Origin of the sequence: Nostocoides australiense Ben110, from assembly GCF_001050535.1 — a bacterium.
Taxonomy (GTDB): Bacteria; Actinomycetota; Actinomycetes; order Actinomycetales; family Dermatophilaceae; genus Nostocoides_A; species Nostocoides_A australiense.
Genome location: NZ_HG764815.1, coordinates 3,856,939 through 3,873,341 on the forward strand (window position 1 = coordinate 3,856,939; position 16,403 = coordinate 3,873,341).

A 16,403-nucleotide genomic window follows, 5' to 3' on the forward strand; every position below is an offset into this window, starting at 1 on the left:
AGCCGAAGACGTCAAGTCTCGGCAGGCGGGCGAGATGGAGGCGTTCAAGAAGGACCTGGCGGCCATCGTGGAGGACGTGATGAAGACCATCGTCCCCGAGGTGGTCAAGCGGGAAGAGACCAAGTCGGAGCAGAAGCGCGCCGACAAGACGATGGAGGACGCCCGGTCCCACTTGCGGGGTTTCGCCCGCACGATCCCGATGTTCCTCATGGCCTACGGCGATCGGGACACCCGCCTGGCGAACTTCGACGACTACACCCCCGACGATGTGTTCGAGGAGATCACCGGCATCACCGAGGCCGAGTTCCGGGTGCTGCGCGACGGCCAAGAGATCACCGAAGACGACGGGACGGTCACGATCATCCCCGGCCTGTTCGACGAGTCCGTCTTCGACCAGGCCGTCCAGGAGTTCCTGGACAAGAAAGAGGGTCTGGCTGACTACTTCGACGACGAACTAACCGAGGACATCTTCGCCTACATCCCTCGGCAGAAGACCTCGCTGGTGTTCACCCCCAAACCCGTCGTCGAGAAGATGGTTGACATCCTGGAAGAAGAGAACCCCGGCATCTTCACCGACCCGGAAAAGACCTTTGCGGACCTCTTCTCAACGGCGGGACTCTTCCTGATGGAGCTTGTTCGCCGCCTCGACCACGGCCTGGCCGACCAGATCCCAGACCAGGACGAGCGCCTGCGGCACATCCTCACCTCGCAGATCTTCGAGATGAGCCACAACCAGATCCTGCACCGCATCACTATCGAGGCCGTCTCCGGCGGCATCCCCGAACGCAAGCGTTGGATGGAGGAGTCCGGACACTTCAGGGTGGGCAACCTCGCTCGGATGACCCCCGAAGAGCGACAGACGATGGTCGAGGACATGCTGACAGTAGGGTCCTGACCATGAGCAAGAAGTTCGATGTTGTCATCGGCAACCCGCCCTATCAGGAGGAGGCGCAGGGAGGGGGCACCCGTGACACCCCCGTGTACCACCTGTTCATGGACGCGGCCTACGAAGTAGGCAAGAAAGTCGTGCTCATCACCCCGGCACGCTTCCTGTTCAACGCGGGCTTCACCCCTAAGGCGTGGAACGAGAAGATGCTCGCTGACCCTCGCCTGAGGGTCCCGCACTACGTGCCTGACAGTGACGCCCTGTTCCCCGGTACGACGATCAATGGCGGGATCGCAGTCACCTACTGGGATGAGGATCACGACGGCGAGTCAATCGGCACGTTCACGAGCTTCCCGGAGCTCAACACGATCCTCCACAAGGTGATCGAGTCCGGTGATGCCTCGCTGGCCCAGATCGGGATCACGAGTTCGCGCTCCTACCGCTACACAGACAAGTTGTACGAAGACCACCCGCAGGCTCGTGACCTGCGACCAGAAGGCAACACGGCGCTGGTGAATACGAACACGTTCGAGCAGTTCGCGTTTCTCTACCACGCAGACAAGCCCGCCGACGGCAACGAGTATGTCCGTGTGTACGGCCTCGCTGGCAGGAGCCGCGCTTACCGCTGGATTCGCCGTGACTACCTCACCGGTCCGGAGGGCCTCGGTAAGTACAAGGTCCTGGTGCCGGCTTCCCGAGGGCACCTCGGAACACTCGGTAGGGAGCCGGCCTTGGTTATCGGTGAACCGATGATTGGTGAGCCCAGTGTTGGGGTCACCCAGACCTTCATCACGATCGGATCCTTCGATGAGAAGGTCGCCGCCGACGCTTGTCTCAAGTACGTGAAGACCAAGTTCGCCCGCGCGCTTCTCGGTGTCCTGAAGATCACTCAGCACAACCCTGCCAGGGTCTGGAAGTACGTCCCCCTCCAAGACTTCACGTCGGCTTCGGACATCGACTGGACGACTCCGATCCCGCAAATTGACCAGCAGCTTTACGCGAAGTACGGCCTCGACGCCGACGAGATCGCCTTCATCGAAGCCCACATCAAGCCGATGGAATGACCGCTGGCGACATGATCTGACCTTGCATTTCACAAGTTGCCCCCGCCCAGATAGTTGGGCGGGGGCAACGTTGAGGCGTCGGTCACCCCACCTGCCGCACCACCCGGGCCGGCAGTGGGACGATGCGGCGCCTGGTGGTGACTACGGTCGTCACCCTGACGGTGATGCCACCACGGCGGATGACACGGGTGCGACGAGTGGTCGACACCACGATCAGCCGTTCTCGGTGACGGTCGAGCCGGGGTGGCGCCGGGCCGTCGCCGGGGTCACGAACCGGCCGGTGATCGCACTGCGGGAGCGCGTCCCCGATCCCTTATTGCCGCCCGCCTCGATGACGGTGCTCTTCGGGTGGCGCGCTGCTGTCGCCCGGGTCACGTACCGGCCGGTCTTGGCCGATCTTGCGCGCCCGCGGCCGCTGGACTTTCCTGCCATGTCGAACCTCCAAAGGGTTCACGTGCGGGCTCGGAGGCGATAGGCTGTCGGTTTCCACACCATGCTCGCCCTTCGCTCCGTCCCGCGGTTCGGAGGGCGGTGCTGTTGCACCACCCTGGCCGGCTCCCGGTTGGAGTCGGTCGTCTATCTCTTAGTGGTGCCGTCGTCGCTACCCCCCGGCTGATGGGGAGTTTGCTTGGCCTGGGCTTGGGCGATGACGCTCCTAGCCCGGGTGACGGACACCGAGGCTCGAAGAGTGCGCGCCTGCCGGCTGCCGAGTGAGCTCTTGTTCACCTTCTGGACGATGTTGCTGTCGCTCACGCGCTCCTCCGTTTCTGGATCCTCTGCCTGTGGTTGGCGAGCATCCGCTCGACCGTCTTCTCCGAGACACTGAGCTCTTGGGCGATCTCCCACTGGCGCCAACCGGCCGCCGTATAGACGATGGCGAGGCGGAGCCTGCGGTCCTCGATCTCGCCGAGTTCGGCCTGGGCCAGCATGTCGTCCAGGGCGCGGTCGTGAGGGCGCACGTGAGGGTGCAGATCCTCGGTCATCTCGCGCTGTGCGCTCCAGCGGTCCTCCCGGGCGAGCCAACTCCTGTAGATGTTGGCGAACCGGATGAGGCACTGCCCGATGAAGAAGGTGCGCAGGCTCGCACCCTTGCGCGGGTCCCACTTCTTCTTGAGCAGGACCGTCTCCCGGAACTTGATCACCGCCAGACCGACTGTCTCGTTCGTCAGCTCCTCGGCGTGGTCGTCCCGGAGCTCCCATGACGGAGGGGCAAGTCCGCCCAGGCCGCGATCACGACACTTGGCGAAGATCAGTCCAGATCGCACCCATGAGCCGATGACGGCCAGTCCGTAGCGCGCGAGTTCGTCCGCGAAGTAGTCGTAGCCTGACCCGCAGAATCCGGCTAGCGCGAGGGTGTTATAGAGGTCGAGGTCACCGGCGAGCCGATCCACATCAGCTGCGGGCTTGTCAAAGGCGGGGTCCGCCAGCCACGCCTCCGGCACCCCGAGCGCAATCGTCCCACTCTTGTCCGGTTGTATCCGGGGCGCCCCCGAGTCCCCGACGGGCTGTCCGTCGGGCGCCTCCTCGGGGGGCGGGATCAAAAGGTCTCCTCATCTGTCGGGCTTGAGCACCGACGCGCAAGCTTCTCGGTGTTCAACCCCTCTTAAGTGCCGGCCCCATCATCTCCCCCCACACCGACATGGTGATATATGTCACATCGAGGGGCCATGTCCGATGGCAGATCCGAACGTGGCGGACACCACTCTGGCAGCCGGACAAAACTGCTCGGAACCGTGGCCAACACCTACGTGGGTTCTCAATGCCGACCGTTGCTGGGGCGCCCCACTCCCGCTTCTGACAGTCGTGGACACTGAGAAGCCTACTCCTGTGCGGCAATCCGCCTGAAGGGTTAGATAAACACAGGTGCTCGAGACTGGAAGTACAGCAACGATTACGTCGACGCGGAAGACGGTTACCGGCACTCCAAGTGGCTCGCCTTCATGGAGCGCCGACTCAAGCTCGCGCGCAAACTGCTGAATCCGACCAACTCCGTCCTCATCATCAGCATCGACGAGCGCGAGTATCTGCGACTGGGACTGCTCCTGGAACAGACCTTTCCCGAGGCGCGGATACAGATGGTCTCAGTCGCAATCAACCCGGCTGCGATCGCGCGAGGATCGGAGTTCAGGCGTGCTGACGAGTACTACTTCTTCGTGATGCTTGGGGACGCCGCTCCGCTACCTGTGCCATTGGCCAGCGACTGGATCACCACCAAGGGCCGGACGCATCGCGGTGAGATCCGCTGGGACCTCCTTCGTCGATCAGCCGCCTCGTCCGCCAGGAGCGATAGGCCCGGCATGTTCTTCCCGATCTTCCTGAACCCAGACACCCGAACGATCCACTCCGTTGGCGAAGCCATAGACCTCGCCACCGACCGGGCGGCTGTTGCACCCCCCGACGGCACGATCGCTGTATGGCCGATACGAAGGAACGGGACCGAGGGACGGTGGCGGTTAGGCCCGTCCTCAACCCGAGAAGCGCTCACCAACGGCTTCGTGAAAGTCGGGGCGGTAAAGGGAGAGAACACGCCGATCTACTACCTGACGGTGGGAGAGCAACGGAAGATCCAGGACGGCATCTACACCGTTACCGGTCGAGACACCGACGGTTCGGTGGTTACTTCCACTCTCGACTCGGACGAGCGTCGAGTCATCCCAAGCACCCAGTGGAGGGTCGCCAGCCACGACTCGACGCAGTACGGCTCACGGATGCTGATGCGGTTCATCCCTGATCGGCGTTTCCCCTTCCCCAAGAGCCTGTACGCCGTCGAGGACGCCCTGCGGTTCTTTCTTGCAGACAAGCCCGATGCAGTCGTCATCGACTTCTTCGCTGGCTCAGGCACCACAGCACACGCCGTCATGCGCCTCAACCATCAGGATGGGGGCCATCGCCGAAGCATCATGGTGACTAACAACGAGGTCTCAGCCACGGAGGAGACATCACTCCGACGCAAGGGGCACCGCCCGGGAGATCCCGAGTGGGAAGCGCTTGGGATCTGCGACTTCATCACCAAGCCCCGGATCGAGGCGGCCATCACCGGCCTCACACCAAGCGGAGAAACCATCCGGGGGGAGTATCAGTTCACCGACCCCTTCCCGATGTCAGACGGGTTGGAGGAAAACGTTGAGTTCTTCACGCTGACCTACGAGGATCCGCGGGTCGTGGGAGCAGACATGGCGTTTGAGGCGATCGCGCCGCTGCTGTGGATGAGAGCCGGAGCCCGCGGAGAGCCGATCACCTCGACGACCGACACCTTTGCCCTGGCCGACACCTACGGGGTGCTGTTCGCGATCGACGCAGCCGGCGCCTTCGCTGCCGCCGTCGACCACGCCGGTGAGCTCGAGGTCGCGTTCATCGTCACCGACGACGAGAAGCAGTTCCAACGGGTCGCGGCACTGCTGCCCGCGCGAGTCGAGACGGTGCGGCTGTATGAGTCGTACCTGCGGACCTTCGAGATCAACACCGGTAAGGAGTAGTCGGTGCGCTACCAGCTGAAGGACTACCAGGACGACGCCGCGCGCGCCGTGCTGGAACGGCTCGAGCAGTGCCGCGAGGACTACCACCGCCGCGGTGAACGGTTCTCCTTCGCGCTCTCGGCGACCACGGGTGCCGGCAAGACCGTGATCGCCGCGACCGTGATCGAGGCACTGATCCATGGCTCCACCGAGCTCGACGTCGAAGCCGACCCCGGAGCGGTGGTGCTGTGGATCAGCAAGGACCCGGCACTCAACGAGCAGACCCGGCACCGGATCATCGAGGCCGCCGACCGGGTTCCAGTCGGGGACCTGGTCCTGCTGGACAAGGACTTCGCCGGCGAGAAGCTGGAGAAGGGCACCGTCTACTTCATCAACCCGGCCAAGCTGGCCAGCAGCAGCTTGTTCGTGCGCAAGACCAACGCCCGCCAGTTCACGTTCTGGGAGATCCTCGACAACACCATCCGAGACGACCAGCTGACCCTCTACGTGATCCTCGACGAGGCGCACGAGGGGATGAAAGCGGTCCGGCGGGATGAGGCCGAGGAACGCCAGACGATCGTGCAGAAGATCATCAACGGCAACGGGACCAACCTGCCCGTCCCGATCGTCTGGGGGATCTCTGCCACCCCGGAGCGGTTCACTACGGCGATGGCCAGCGCCACCGAGCGAACCGCAAAGTCGAACGTGGTGATCGACCCCGTCCGGGTGCAGGCCTCGGGGCTGCTGAAGAACACCCTGGTGCTCGACATCCCTGACGAGAAGGGCGACTTCGAGACCTCGATGCTGCGCGACGGAACGATCGAGTTCGTCGCTCAGAGCGCCCGCTGGGCCGACTATTGCGCCGCTGAGGGCGAGAACGTGGTCACGCCGCTGCTCGTGGTGCAGCTGCCCAACAAGGAGACTGGAGCCGCCGGCGAGAAGGCTGAGGACCGGCTCATCGCCACCACCCTCAACGTCATCCGTGGCGCCTTCCCGGAGTTCACCGACGACTGCGTCGCACACGTCCTGGGCGACCGCGGGGATCTGGAGATCAACGGCATACCGATCCCGAAGGTCAAGCCGCAGGACATCCAGAACGATCCGACGGTGCGGGTGCTGCTGGCCAAGGACGCCGTCTCCACCGGATGGGACTGCCCTCGAGCAGAGGTCCTGGTCTCGCTGCGGCCGGCGCGGGACAAGACCTACATCACCCAGTTGCTCGGCCGGATGGTGCGAACCCCGCTGGCGCGGTCGACCAACGATGACCGGCTCAACTCGGCCTCGTGCTTCCTGCCGCACTTCGACCGACCCACCGCGAAGGCGGTCTCCGAGGAAATCATGGGCATCGCCAAGAGCCGAGGGGGTGAGCCACCGCTGCCTCCGGGACCCAAGGTGATCTTCCAGCCGGTCGACCTGGCCTGGAACGAGAAGGTCCCCGAGGAGGTCCGCGAGCTGCTGGAAAGCCTGCCCTCGCTGCCCAAGCCGGCGGCCGCGCCCAGGCCGGTCAAGCGGGCGATCGACGCAGCGACCGCGATGGCCGTCGACGGATTCGTCGACAAGCCCAACGAGCAGCTGATGAGCTCGCTCTTCGGGGTGCTCGACGGGGCTGCGGCTCAGTACGCCGAGGACGTCGAGCAGATCTCGGCCGCGATCATGGAGGCCGAGGTCCGCAGATTCACCGCCCGGCACGGAGACAGCTCGGCCCAGACCAGCCACATGGTGCGCGAGGCCGACGAGAACACCGTCAAGGAGGCGCTGGGCTCCACCCGACGGATCCTGGGCGCGGCCGTGGTCACCGGATACCTCAAGAAGCTCTACCAGCAAGCGCTGACTGCTGACGGGATCACTGCTGACTTGGTCAGCATCGACGCCCGGGTCGCGGCCTTGTCCCGGATCGAGCGCAACGGCGAGGCCGTGGTGGTCAAGGCGCTGCAGGACACCGCCGAGACGCAGACCCGGGCGTGGTTGGAGAAGTACCACGGCCAGATCAAACTCCTTGGAGATGCCCGGCAAGCGGTCTACGACGACATCCGGGGCCAGGCTCGCGAACCGGAGCTCACTCCCACCGAGTTGCGGACCAACCAGCGGGTCGAGGGAGGGACCGCCGAGGGGGAGAAGCTGCCCCGGTACCCCAAGCACGTCCTGGCCGACGGCGATGGGCAGTGGCCGTTGGACCCCAAGTTCACCAGCTGGGAGAAGGACGTCCTCGCCCAGGAGCTCGACCGGTCCTCGGTCGTGGCCTGGTACCGCAACCCCTCCGACGCCGGCAAGCACTCCATCCGGGTGCCCTACCGCAAGGACGGGCTCTGGAAGTCGCTGCAACCGGACTTCATCTTCTTCGACACCAACGCCGGCGGGCAGATCGTCCCCTCGATCGTCGACCCCCACAGCGGCAGCTTCACCGGAGCGCTGGAGCGCCTCGAGGGGCTGGCCAGGTACGCCGCGGAGCACGGCGCGGTCTACGCCAGGATCGACGCGATCGACGAGGGGCGAGACAAGACCCTGCGGTCGTTGGATCTGAAGGACCCCACGGTCCGAGCGGCGATCCTGGCGGCCGAGAAGGACGGCAAGTCCGCGGCCGACCTCTTCAACGGACCGCAGTCGCGCGCCTACTGACCTGATCTCGCACGCATGAGGGGGTCACAGAGACCCCGCTGGTGAACCTTCCCCAGGTGACCGTCGCAAACCACTGACCGTGCGAGGCCACCATGGATGTGCTCACCGCTGCGTGGGTCGGGGCAGGATCCCCAACCCCTCACGCGACCTCCCTGACCGGAGACTGCTCCCACTGCGGATCCCGCGACCAGCTGGTCGCGGTGCGGTCCGTGGTGTCCAAGCAGTTCACCGGATTCGACGGATGGGCCAACCCCTCGGGTCGAGGCGTGTGCCCGGGATGCGCCTGGGGGTACGCCACAGCCGAGCTGCGCGCTGGAGCACACCTGGTCACCAGAGACCCGGCAAGCCTGGCCCCTCTCGACCGCGCCGGCGTCGCCGCCCTGCTGCGGTCGGGACCGCTCGGCACCGACAGCGCTCTGGTGGTCCCGCTTCGGCCAGGACGCAAGCATCTGCTGCCAATGGCCACCTGGGGCAGGGTCGCGGTCGAGGACGTCGACCTGGGATGGAACCACCAGGAGCTGGCCCGGCTACGTCAGATCGACCGGCTGCGGGCACTGGGGTTCGGGTCGCGCATGCTCACCGCCGCTGCTCCGCCCTTCCAGGTCATGAGGACGCTGACCCCAGAGCAGTTCCCCCAGGTGCTGGACGCCTGGAGCCAGCTGGAGCCGTGGCGTCAGCCCGGGAACCCCTGGATGGCACTTGCCGTGCACGTCACCACCCCCACCACGAAGGAGAGCCGACGATGATGAACACCCCCTTCCGCAGCGTCACCGCCGCGGGGAACCCGCTCACGCACCTAGTGGTGACCAGCCCAGCCCTGCGCGGGACACGACCCGACGAGCTTCCGGCGACCACCCTGTGCGGCCGCGCGGCGCTGGAGGAGATCGAGGACCACCCAGCCGAGGTGCAGTGCCCCCGATGCCTCGATCGGGCGCCGGCGTTCATGGCCCTGCCGACCTACGCGGTGGCGCTGTGAAGCAGGACGTGACCCCGACGACGAGGTGGCTGGCGACCACGGCCGACTTCATGCCGGCCCTCGACGGACCCGCCGGCGTCGCCGAGCGGCTGCTGCTGCTGGTGCACTACGGCATCGACTGGTCTGGAGGGTGGGTCTCGCGCTACCGGCCGACGTACTGGGAGAGCCTGCTGCCCGATCGGGTGATCTGCGCGACCTACCGGTCAGCCAACCTGCGCCGGTGGTGGCGCGACGTCGCCGACGACCTCGGGTCGCAGCCCCGCACCGCCGCCGAGCGCGCCGAGCTCGAGCAGCTGCTGCGCGCCGAGTCACTTCCGGTGCTGGAGGTCCTGCGCTTCGAGACCGAGGCGCTGCTGCTGAGGACCAGGATCGTCGCCGACACCGTGCGCCAGACCCGTGCCACTCGGACCGAGGAGGTGGCCTGATGCGCACCACCCGGTGGGAAGGCACCCTGACCGCACTTTCCTCGATCGCCCACGGCGGTGAGACCCGCGGCACCATCACGCTGCTTCGCCGCGAGCTGGTCTGCTCTTCCAGCGGTGAGCTGGTCCACGTCCCGATCGTCTCCGGCAACACCCTGCGCGGCCGGCTACGCCGACTGGGGGAGGAGCTGCTCCGTGACGCCGTCGGCTACGAAGGTCTCCTGCACCCCGCAGCAGCTCACGCGCTCAGGGGTGGTGGGTCGCTGGCCAAGACCAGTCACGAGCCGCTGTCCGGGAACCGGCTCCAGCAGCTGCGCGACCTGGTCCCGCAGATCGGGGTGTTCGGCGCCGCCGGGGGAGGGACGATCATCAACGGTGCCCTCGATGTCGGCAAGGTCGTCCCTCACCTGAGCGAGACCAGCCACATCACCGGCGTCACCACCACCCGCTCTGCCTTCACCGGCACCCAGCTCGAGGCCTACACCCGTCAGGACGACAGCGACGGCCACGACTTCGCCGGCGTCATCACCCCGGTCGACACCGGAGCCGAGCTCCTCTTCGACGAGACCGGGCGGCCTGAACCAGTGCTGCGCGGAGGCAACCAGATGCTCTTCCACATCGAGACCTTCCCGGCCGGCACCACCTTCAGCACCTGGCTGCGGCTGCGCCGACCCAGCCCTCTGGAGATGGCCTTCTTCCTCGAGGTACTCGACACCTTCCACAGCGACGGGCGGCTCGGGGGCCGGGTCGGGATCGGCCATGGTCAGGTGAGGGCCGACCTCACCGTCGACGTGCATCCCTCCACCGACGAGCTCCCAGACTGGCGCGCTGTGCTCGACCAGAACCGGAGCGAGATCCTCACCGCACTCCAGGGGCTGGCGTGAAGCCGCTCACGGTGCGGGCTCACCTGTCGTTCGGGATCGCCCAGGCAGCGCCGTGGGGCATCGCGCTGGACGGGCTGCTCGCCTCGGAGCTGTGGGCGCGCCAGAAGGCCTCCTGCCGGGAGCAGGGCCAGGAGTACGTGCGCGCGATGGAGCGTGACGACCCACCGGATCTCGATCTCCCGTTGGCGCGGTGCACCCCGCCCGATGGCCCATGGCACTGGGCCGCGACCTGCGCCCTACCCGACCAGGACTCCGGCCGGGTCGATGTCCACACCTGGACCGGACGGGTGGATGCCCGGGCGCTGGAGCAGGTCTCCACGGGACTGCCGAAGACGGTCTCTGACCGACAGGGACGGTTCCGGGCCCGCAGGATGCCGTTGTTGGTCACGCCGTGCGCTTCGGTGACCTGGCACGCCGTCGGCGACCCGACCGCGATCCATGAGCTGCTGGAGCCGGTCGTCAGCATCGGCAAGAAGCGTTCCACCGGTGAAGGCCACGTCCTGCGTTGGGAGGTACAGCTCGCCGAGGACCTCGACGAGTTCACCGCCGGCCACCTGCACCCCGACGGGACCCTGGGCAGGCCATGCCCCCAGACCTGTCGAGACCGGGCCGGCGCCGAGGTCGTCGACGGAGGCCTCGGCCGTGCGGGGATCCGACCGCCTTACATGCATCCCGCCCGACAGCACCAGCTCGCGCTCCCGGCACTGCTGAGCTCATGACCGCCGGCCTCGACGTCCGCGCCCTGCAGGGGCTGCGCGCCAGTCGCCGCGACCTGGACCTGATTCGGTGCCGGATCCGGGCGCACCTGGACCAGCACGAGGGCTACGTCGCCTTCTCCGGCGGCAAGGACTCCCTGGTCGTGCTCGACCTGGTCCGACAGGTCGCCCCCGAGACACCTGTGGCCTTCTTCGACAGCGGCCTGGAGTTCCCCGAGACCTACGTCTACCTCGAGCAGCTGACCAAGATGTGGTCGCTCAACCTGGACGTCGTTCCTGCCCGGATGACCACGTTGGAGGTCCTGGCCGGCAATGGCGGCTGGGACCACCATGCACCTGACCGGCCGACACCGAACCTGCACCAGGTCCTCATCGTCGAACCAGCCGCGACCGCGCACCGGGCGCACGGCCCGGGGGAGCTGTGGGGAGTGCGTGCGGAGGAGTCCCGCGGCCGAGCGGCGGCCTACGCCAACGCTCTTCGAGCCGTGACCTGCCCGCGCCCCGACACCTGCACCGGCCAGCAACGGCGGGGGGCCCGCCATGGGGGGCTGATCAGCCGGGTCGACGGGACCGTCGCCTACGGTCCGGTGTGGGACTGGCACACCGACGAGATCTGGGGGCACATCAGCCGGTACCGGCTCCCGGTCAACCCGGTCTACGACAAGCTGCGCCGGCTCGGCGCACCTGAGCACTTCCTGCGGGTGTCGGGGATGATCGACGGGACCCGCCTCGAGGAGGGGCGGATCACGTGGCTGCGCCGGGGCTGGCCGGCCCTGTTCGAGGAGCTCGCCGCGGTCCTGCCCCGGATCCGCGAGTTCGTTTAGGAAGGAGGAGCAGCACGATGGACACGCCCGAGGACGACGTCGTCGACGGCGCGATCGGTGACGTCCAGAGGATGACGGACGAACTGCTCGCTCGCGCCCGCAGGAGGCACCCTGGGGTCGAGTTCTCCATCGCCATCGACCAGGCGCTCTCACTGCTGCTGCCCAAGTCCGCCGACCGGATCTACCGCACCATCAACGGACGCCTCGGCTACTACGCCGGGCACGTCTACGACGACTGCCTGGTCCAGGCGATGGATCATCCGGCCGAAGCGGCGGACATCATCACCTTGGTTCCCCTCGACGCCCATGACCCACCCTGCTGGCAGGGCGATCTGCGGACTGGACGCATCACCTCACTCTGAGCGGTCGCGCACCGGTGGAGCGCCACGTGACCTCAACGACACCCCCGCCTGCGCCAGTGCTCTTCGCACCGCAGTCTGGGACCGATCCGACATCGCGGCCAGATCCCTCAGGGACAACCCTTCCCGGTATCCGTGAGCAACGAACTCGAGCAACGCCTGTCTCTGCTCGGCGCTCTGACGCACCCCAGCTGTGCCCCGAAACTGCGGCAGCGGCTCGGGAACGGGTTTGCCCGGGTATGGCACGGGTGACCCTCCTCGTTTCGAGTAGCAGCCGCTCCCTCACAACCGAGGAGACGCGCAGCGGTATGCCGCCACCACTCACCCTAGATAGGCCACCGACCCCGGCACCCCATGCCGCCGGGGTCGGCGGCCCAGTCGGGCTCTGGGGGTCGGTGGTGGGCGGTAGCGTCGAAGACACCACCACTTGTGAGCGGCTGACCATCGCTCACCCGAGACCCGAGGAGGGGTCGTGTTCGAGATCGAGTTCGGTGACTGCGATGAGGGGCTGCACCCGCACTGTGAGGGGGTGGAGTGCGAGACCGTGCTGCTGGTGTCGGGGTTTGATTCTCTGGAGCAGGCTGAGGAGTACGCCCGGGAGATCCTGTACGACCGGCACACCGTCGCCGAGGTCCTTGCCGACCCGGGTGATGGTCTGCTGGCGGCGTCGATGATGACCGAGGCGAGGGATCCCGCTGGCGTGGTGATTCGGGACTACAACGTGGCTGACACCTCCCAGCCCAACGGCGAGCAGGGGTACACGTTCGTGGCCGGCGGGCACGACGAGTTCTCGCTCTACCTGCCCGACTGACCGGGTATCCGGCACGAGCTCGACGGGCCGGCAGCGTCATCTTCGGAGGCGGCTGTCGGCCTTCCCCTGTGCCCGGCACCCCATGCCGCCGGGCACAGGGGATTCCGTTGTCGTGCAGGGGTGTTCGGTGTCGGTGCTGGCCGGTAGTGTCGAAGGCACCAACCAATCGGGCGGACTGACCATCTGCCCCTGACTCCGATGAGGAGATGACCCATGACAACCATGGCTGCTGAGGCTCCGGTGTGGAGCATTGACCTGGTGGGGCGGCCCGCTGTGGTCGACCACGAGATGACGATCGTGACCGCGCTGCGCGGCACGGAGGTGTTCACCGCGCTGGAGCCGGGGATCGGCCGGAATGCCGAGTCGGTGGTGATGCTGCCGGTGACCGGCGAGTTCGTCGAGATCGCCGAGGTGATGCCCTCCGGCGAGACCGTGAAGGGCTACTGGCTGGGGCCAGTCGAGACCGGGGGCCGGGTGCACGAGACGTTCTCGGTGCTCGTGCTGTCCGAGTCGAAGGTGCAGCGGCTGGTGATGCCGGTCGCCAAGGTCGACGCCCGGCAGTTGGTCAAGGGGCGGGCCAGCGAGGGGGAGCGGGCGGCCATGGGCGCGCTGCTGACCGAGGCACGGGCCCACATCTGCACCCGGCGCGACCAGGAGTCGTGGCGGGACCGGCTCGTCTCTGAGGCGCACAGCGAGGCCGACGACCGCCAGTGGTGCGGGGAGTTCGACGACTTCATGGATCGGGTGGGGCTGCCCCGCAAGCGAGCCATATTCAACGGATGCAACGTTGGGGCCGCTCGTCCAGCGGGCGGCCCCAACATCTCGTGACGAGGTTACAGTCGATCGAGCCCTGTTCAACCGAAGTAACTTGCGGGGCCATTCACGCCCTAGCCGCGATGGGAGAGTAATCATGACCGACAAGAAGGTTGTATTCGTCGCGTTCGCGATCGAAGACGAGAGGATGCGGGACCTCTTCAAGGGACAATCCCTGCACCCGCGCCACCCCTACGAGTTCATCGACATGTCGGTCAAGAAGCCGTACGACACTGAGTGGAAAGAAAAGGTCCGCACCCGGATTCGCCGCTCCGACGGAATTGTGGCTTTGGTCAGTAAGAACTCGCTCACGTCATCTGGTCAGAAGTGGGAGATCCAGTGCGCCAAGGAGGAGGGGAAGAAGATCCGAGGCATCTGGATCTACTCCAATGACCGGACTGCGCTGGCGGGCGTCCAAACCGTCGAATGGACCGACGCTAACGTGGCGAATTTCATCGACTCGCTCTGAGCTATGCGTAAGGCACTCATCGTGGGGATCGACTACTACGAGTCGATAGTATCGCTGCACGGAGCAGCCAATGACGCGCACAATGTCAAGGGGGTCCTGGACCGGCACGCCGACGGGACCACGAACTTCACTCAGCCCAAGTTGCTTGTGGCGACGAGCGAGGATAGTGCCGTGTCGCGAACCGAGTTGCGCGAATCCGTCCAGGAACTGTTTCGGGACAAGGCCGACATCGCGCTGTTCTACTTCTCGGGCCACGGCTATATCGACAGCACGGGCGGATTCCTGTGCCCTAGCGACTGTGCTGACGGCCATGACGGACTCGCCCTCAGCGATGTGATGACGTTGGCCAGTCAGTCCCCGGCGGAGAACAAGGTCATCATCCTCGACTGCTGCCACAGCGGAGGAGCGGGGAACAATCCGATTTCTCCCGCGTTTGCCGAGATCAAGGACGGCGTGACGATTCTCACCGCGTCAACGGCGAAACAGTATTCACTGGAATCGAATGGTTCTGGGGTGTTCACCAACCTCCTCGTGGATGCTCTCAGCGGTGCCGCGGCTAACCTGGTTGGTGAGGTTACGCCGGGCAGTGTGTACGCACATGTCGATCAATCGCTAGGGCCTTGGGCCCAGCGGCCGGTCTTCAAGACCAACGTTGAGCGCTTCGTTTCACTGCGAAAGGCAGAAGCTCCGATCGCATTGACAGCTTTGCAGAGGCTGACCGAGCTGTTTCAGGACCCGGCGTTGGAACTCCCGTTGGATCCGTCCTACGAGCCCGAGCGTAATGGGAGCGAGCCCCCGGGCACTCCGCTGCCGGATCCCCTGAAGAACGCAGATTTCGCGATCTTGCAGGAACTCGCAAAGGTCAACCTCGTACGGCCCGTTGGGGAGAAGCACATGTGGCACGCAGCGATGAACTCAAAGGCTTGCGAACTGACCGTCCTTGGTCAGCATTACTGGGGACTAGTCAACCAAGAGCTCATCTAATGTCCGAGAGCGACAGGATCCGACAGGTCCTCGAGAGCAAGAGGATCCTCGATCGGCTCGCCTCGATCGAGCACGAGCGATGGGCCCACTGGCAACGCTACGTCCATGCCCACTGCCAACGACGTGACGATGGGTCCCTCGTCATCCCACCAGATCTTGTCGCAAGGTGGGAGCGGCAGATCGAGACGCCGTTTGTCAACCTCCCGGAGGGAGAACAGGAGAGCGATCGCGAACAGGTCCAGCGATACCTGCCAGTCGTCATCAGAGCACTGGAGGACTGGCAGGCCCTGGACAGCTAGCGAGAGCAGGGGCGCGACGCTTGGCCCGCAGGCCTTGGGTGATCCATCCGCATCAATGATGCATATAATGCAACAGTGACGAACGTTGTTGCGGGACGATTCCCCGGGGTTGCCCCTTCTGTGGATCCCGAGCGCATCGTCTTCGACGCGATGCAGGAAGGGTGGGCCGCTCAACAGAGGTCGCGGCAGTTGAAGGCCTCGACGATCGAGGGCCGGCTGGCTGTCGTGAGGCGCTTCGCGGAGTACACCAACCAGTACCCATGGCAGTGGACAGCAACCGAGTTCGAAGCCTTCGTCACCAGCCTGGTCGGGGCTCGACCGACGACGATCCGCGGCTACCAAGCAGCCTTGCGAATCTTCCTGGAGTACGTCACGAGCGCGGACTACGAGTGGGTAAGCCGATGCAAGGACGAGTTCGGGTCTGCCCCGACCCAGGTCGTCACCGAGTGGAACAGCTACCACCACACCACGCCTTACGAAGGCGACCCCGGACGCCGCCCACTCACCTACGACGAGGTTCAGGCACTATTCGACGCCGCTGACGGTCTCGTGGAGAGCATTCGTTGCCGAGGCCGGAAAGGCGCGATCGCCGCGCAGCGTGACGCCATCGTCCTCAAGGTGGTGTATGCCTTTGGGCTTCGACGCCGCGAGCTCTGGGGCCTTGACCTCGCCGATCTCCACGGCAACCCCAAGGTGCCCGAGTACGGCAAGGCGGGCTGTCTGTTCGTGAGATGGGGCAAGAGTTCGCGTGGCGGTCCTCCGAAGCGTCGATCCGTATTGCTGGTGCCGGAGATGGACTGGGTCGTTGCCTCGGTGCGGCAGTGG

General features: G+C 65.8%; 18 protein-coding genes and 2 pseudogenes. 17 read left to right on the plus strand and 3 right to left on the minus strand.

From position 1 onward, the window contains the following. Both BN11_RS18965 and BN11_RS18970 read left to right on the plus strand, forming a co-directional pair. Nucleotides 1–895 (plus strand): annotated as a pseudogene (locus tag BN11_RS18965) (DEAD/DEAH box helicase); the annotation flags it as partial. Between the two features lie 2 nt (nucleotides 896–897). Next, nucleotides 898–1,950, plus strand: a complete 1,053-nt coding sequence (locus BN11_RS18970) for an Eco57I restriction-modification methylase domain-containing protein (protein WP_048699404.1) — start codon at nucleotides 898–900, stop codon at nucleotides 1,948–1,950. 213 nt (nucleotides 1,951–2,163) lie between these two features. On the opposite strand, the gene BN11_RS18975 is transcribed toward BN11_RS18970, so the two are convergent. Continuing rightward, on the minus strand, nucleotides 2,164–2,382 hold the full coding sequence (locus BN11_RS18975; protein ID WP_048699405.1) for a hypothetical protein: 219 nt from the start codon (nucleotides 2,380–2,382) through the stop codon (nucleotides 2,164–2,166). Between the two features lie 317 nt (nucleotides 2,383–2,699). Next, nucleotides 2,700–3,491 (minus strand): helix-turn-helix domain-containing protein, encoded by a 792-nt coding sequence (locus tag BN11_RS18980; protein ID WP_157044225.1) that lies wholly within the window; start codon nucleotides 3,489–3,491, stop codon nucleotides 2,700–2,702. 399 nt (nucleotides 3,492–3,890) lie between these two features. Here BN11_RS18980 and BN11_RS18985 point away from each other — a divergent pair, with 399 nt between their 5' ends. The 9 genes from BN11_RS18985 to BN11_RS19025 all read left to right on the plus strand — a co-directional run bounded on the left by BN11_RS18985 (nucleotide 3,891) and on the right by BN11_RS19025 (nucleotide 12,205). Continuing rightward, entirely contained in the window at nucleotides 3,891–5,426 is a 1,536-nt protein-coding gene (locus BN11_RS18985; RefSeq protein ID WP_053084190.1) for a DNA methyltransferase, read from the plus strand. Between the two features lie 3 nt (nucleotides 5,427–5,429). After that, complete coding sequence (locus BN11_RS18990; protein ID WP_048699928.1) at nucleotides 5,430–8,021, plus strand: DEAD/DEAH box helicase; 2,592 nt, start codon at nucleotides 5,430–5,432, stop codon at nucleotides 8,019–8,021. 92 nt (nucleotides 8,022–8,113) lie between these two features. Beyond that, on the plus strand, nucleotides 8,114–8,767 hold the full coding sequence (locus BN11_RS22110; protein WP_083433888.1) for a hypothetical protein: 654 nt from the start codon (nucleotides 8,114–8,116) through the stop codon (nucleotides 8,765–8,767). After that, a complete protein-coding gene (locus tag BN11_RS19000) occupies nucleotides 8,764–8,997 on the plus strand; it encodes a hypothetical protein (protein ID WP_048699933.1) in 234 nt (77 codons plus the stop codon). Before BN11_RS22110 ends, BN11_RS19000 begins: the two co-directional genes overlap by 4 nt. After that, entirely contained in the window at nucleotides 8,994–9,422 is a 429-nt protein-coding gene (locus tag BN11_RS19005) for a hypothetical protein (protein WP_235435554.1), read from the plus strand. The genes BN11_RS19000 and BN11_RS19005 overlap by 4 nt, the downstream gene beginning before the upstream one ends. Then, a complete protein-coding gene (locus BN11_RS19010; protein WP_048699935.1) occupies nucleotides 9,422–10,303 on the plus strand; it encodes a hypothetical protein in 882 nt (293 codons plus the stop codon). Before BN11_RS19005 ends, BN11_RS19010 begins: the two co-directional genes overlap by 1 nt. Further along, complete coding sequence (locus BN11_RS19015) at nucleotides 10,300–11,022, plus strand: hypothetical protein (RefSeq protein WP_048699937.1); 723 nt, start codon at nucleotides 10,300–10,302, stop codon at nucleotides 11,020–11,022. Before BN11_RS19010 ends, BN11_RS19015 begins: the two co-directional genes overlap by 4 nt. Further along, nucleotides 11,019–11,843 carry a phosphoadenosine phosphosulfate reductase domain-containing protein gene (locus tag BN11_RS19020; RefSeq protein ID WP_048699939.1) on the plus strand — a complete coding sequence of 275 codons (825 nt, stop codon included), beginning with the start codon at nucleotides 11,019–11,021 and terminating at the stop codon, nucleotides 11,841–11,843. The genes BN11_RS19015 and BN11_RS19020 overlap by 4 nt, the downstream gene beginning before the upstream one ends. A gap of 17 nt (nucleotides 11,844–11,860) precedes the next feature. Beyond that, entirely contained in the window at nucleotides 11,861–12,205 is a 345-nt protein-coding gene (locus BN11_RS19025; RefSeq protein ID WP_048699941.1) for a hypothetical protein, read from the plus strand. On the opposite strand, the gene BN11_RS26225 is transcribed toward BN11_RS19025, so the two are convergent. Further along, complete coding sequence (locus tag BN11_RS26225) at nucleotides 12,197–12,448, minus strand: helix-turn-helix domain-containing protein (RefSeq protein ID WP_083433889.1); 252 nt, start codon at nucleotides 12,446–12,448, stop codon at nucleotides 12,197–12,199. The two genes, BN11_RS19025 and BN11_RS26225, sit on opposite strands and share 9 nt — an antisense overlap. A 226-nt stretch (nucleotides 12,449–12,674) precedes the next feature. On the opposite strand from BN11_RS26225, the gene BN11_RS19030 reads away from it, so the two are divergent. From BN11_RS19030 to BN11_RS24390, 6 genes and pseudogenes are all read left to right on the plus strand, one after another. Further along, nucleotides 12,675–13,013 (plus strand): hypothetical protein, encoded by a 339-nt coding sequence (locus BN11_RS19030; protein ID WP_048699943.1) that lies wholly within the window; start codon nucleotides 12,675–12,677, stop codon nucleotides 13,011–13,013. 213 nt (nucleotides 13,014–13,226) lie between these two features. Beyond that, on the plus strand, nucleotides 13,227–13,841 hold the full coding sequence (locus tag BN11_RS19035; protein ID WP_157044283.1) for a hypothetical protein: 615 nt from the start codon (nucleotides 13,227–13,229) through the stop codon (nucleotides 13,839–13,841). Nucleotides 13,842–13,923: 82 nt separating this feature from the next. Then, nucleotides 13,924–14,295, plus strand: a complete 372-nt coding sequence (locus BN11_RS19040; protein WP_048698329.1) for a TIR domain-containing protein — start codon at nucleotides 13,924–13,926, stop codon at nucleotides 14,293–14,295. Between the two features lie 3 nt (nucleotides 14,296–14,298). Beyond that, nucleotides 14,299–15,279 carry a caspase family protein gene (locus tag BN11_RS19045; protein ID WP_048698327.1) on the plus strand — a complete coding sequence of 327 codons (981 nt, stop codon included), beginning with the start codon at nucleotides 14,299–14,301 and terminating at the stop codon, nucleotides 15,277–15,279. After that, the gene (locus tag BN11_RS19050; RefSeq protein WP_048698326.1) at nucleotides 15,279–15,578 is read left to right on the plus strand and encodes a hypothetical protein; all 300 of its coding nucleotides are present in this window, start codon (nucleotides 15,279–15,281) and stop codon (nucleotides 15,576–15,578) included. Before BN11_RS19045 ends, BN11_RS19050 begins: the two co-directional genes overlap by 1 nt. A gap of 120 nt (nucleotides 15,579–15,698) precedes the next feature. Continuing rightward, nucleotides 15,699–16,403: pseudogene (locus BN11_RS24390) on the plus strand (site-specific integrase); the annotation flags it as partial.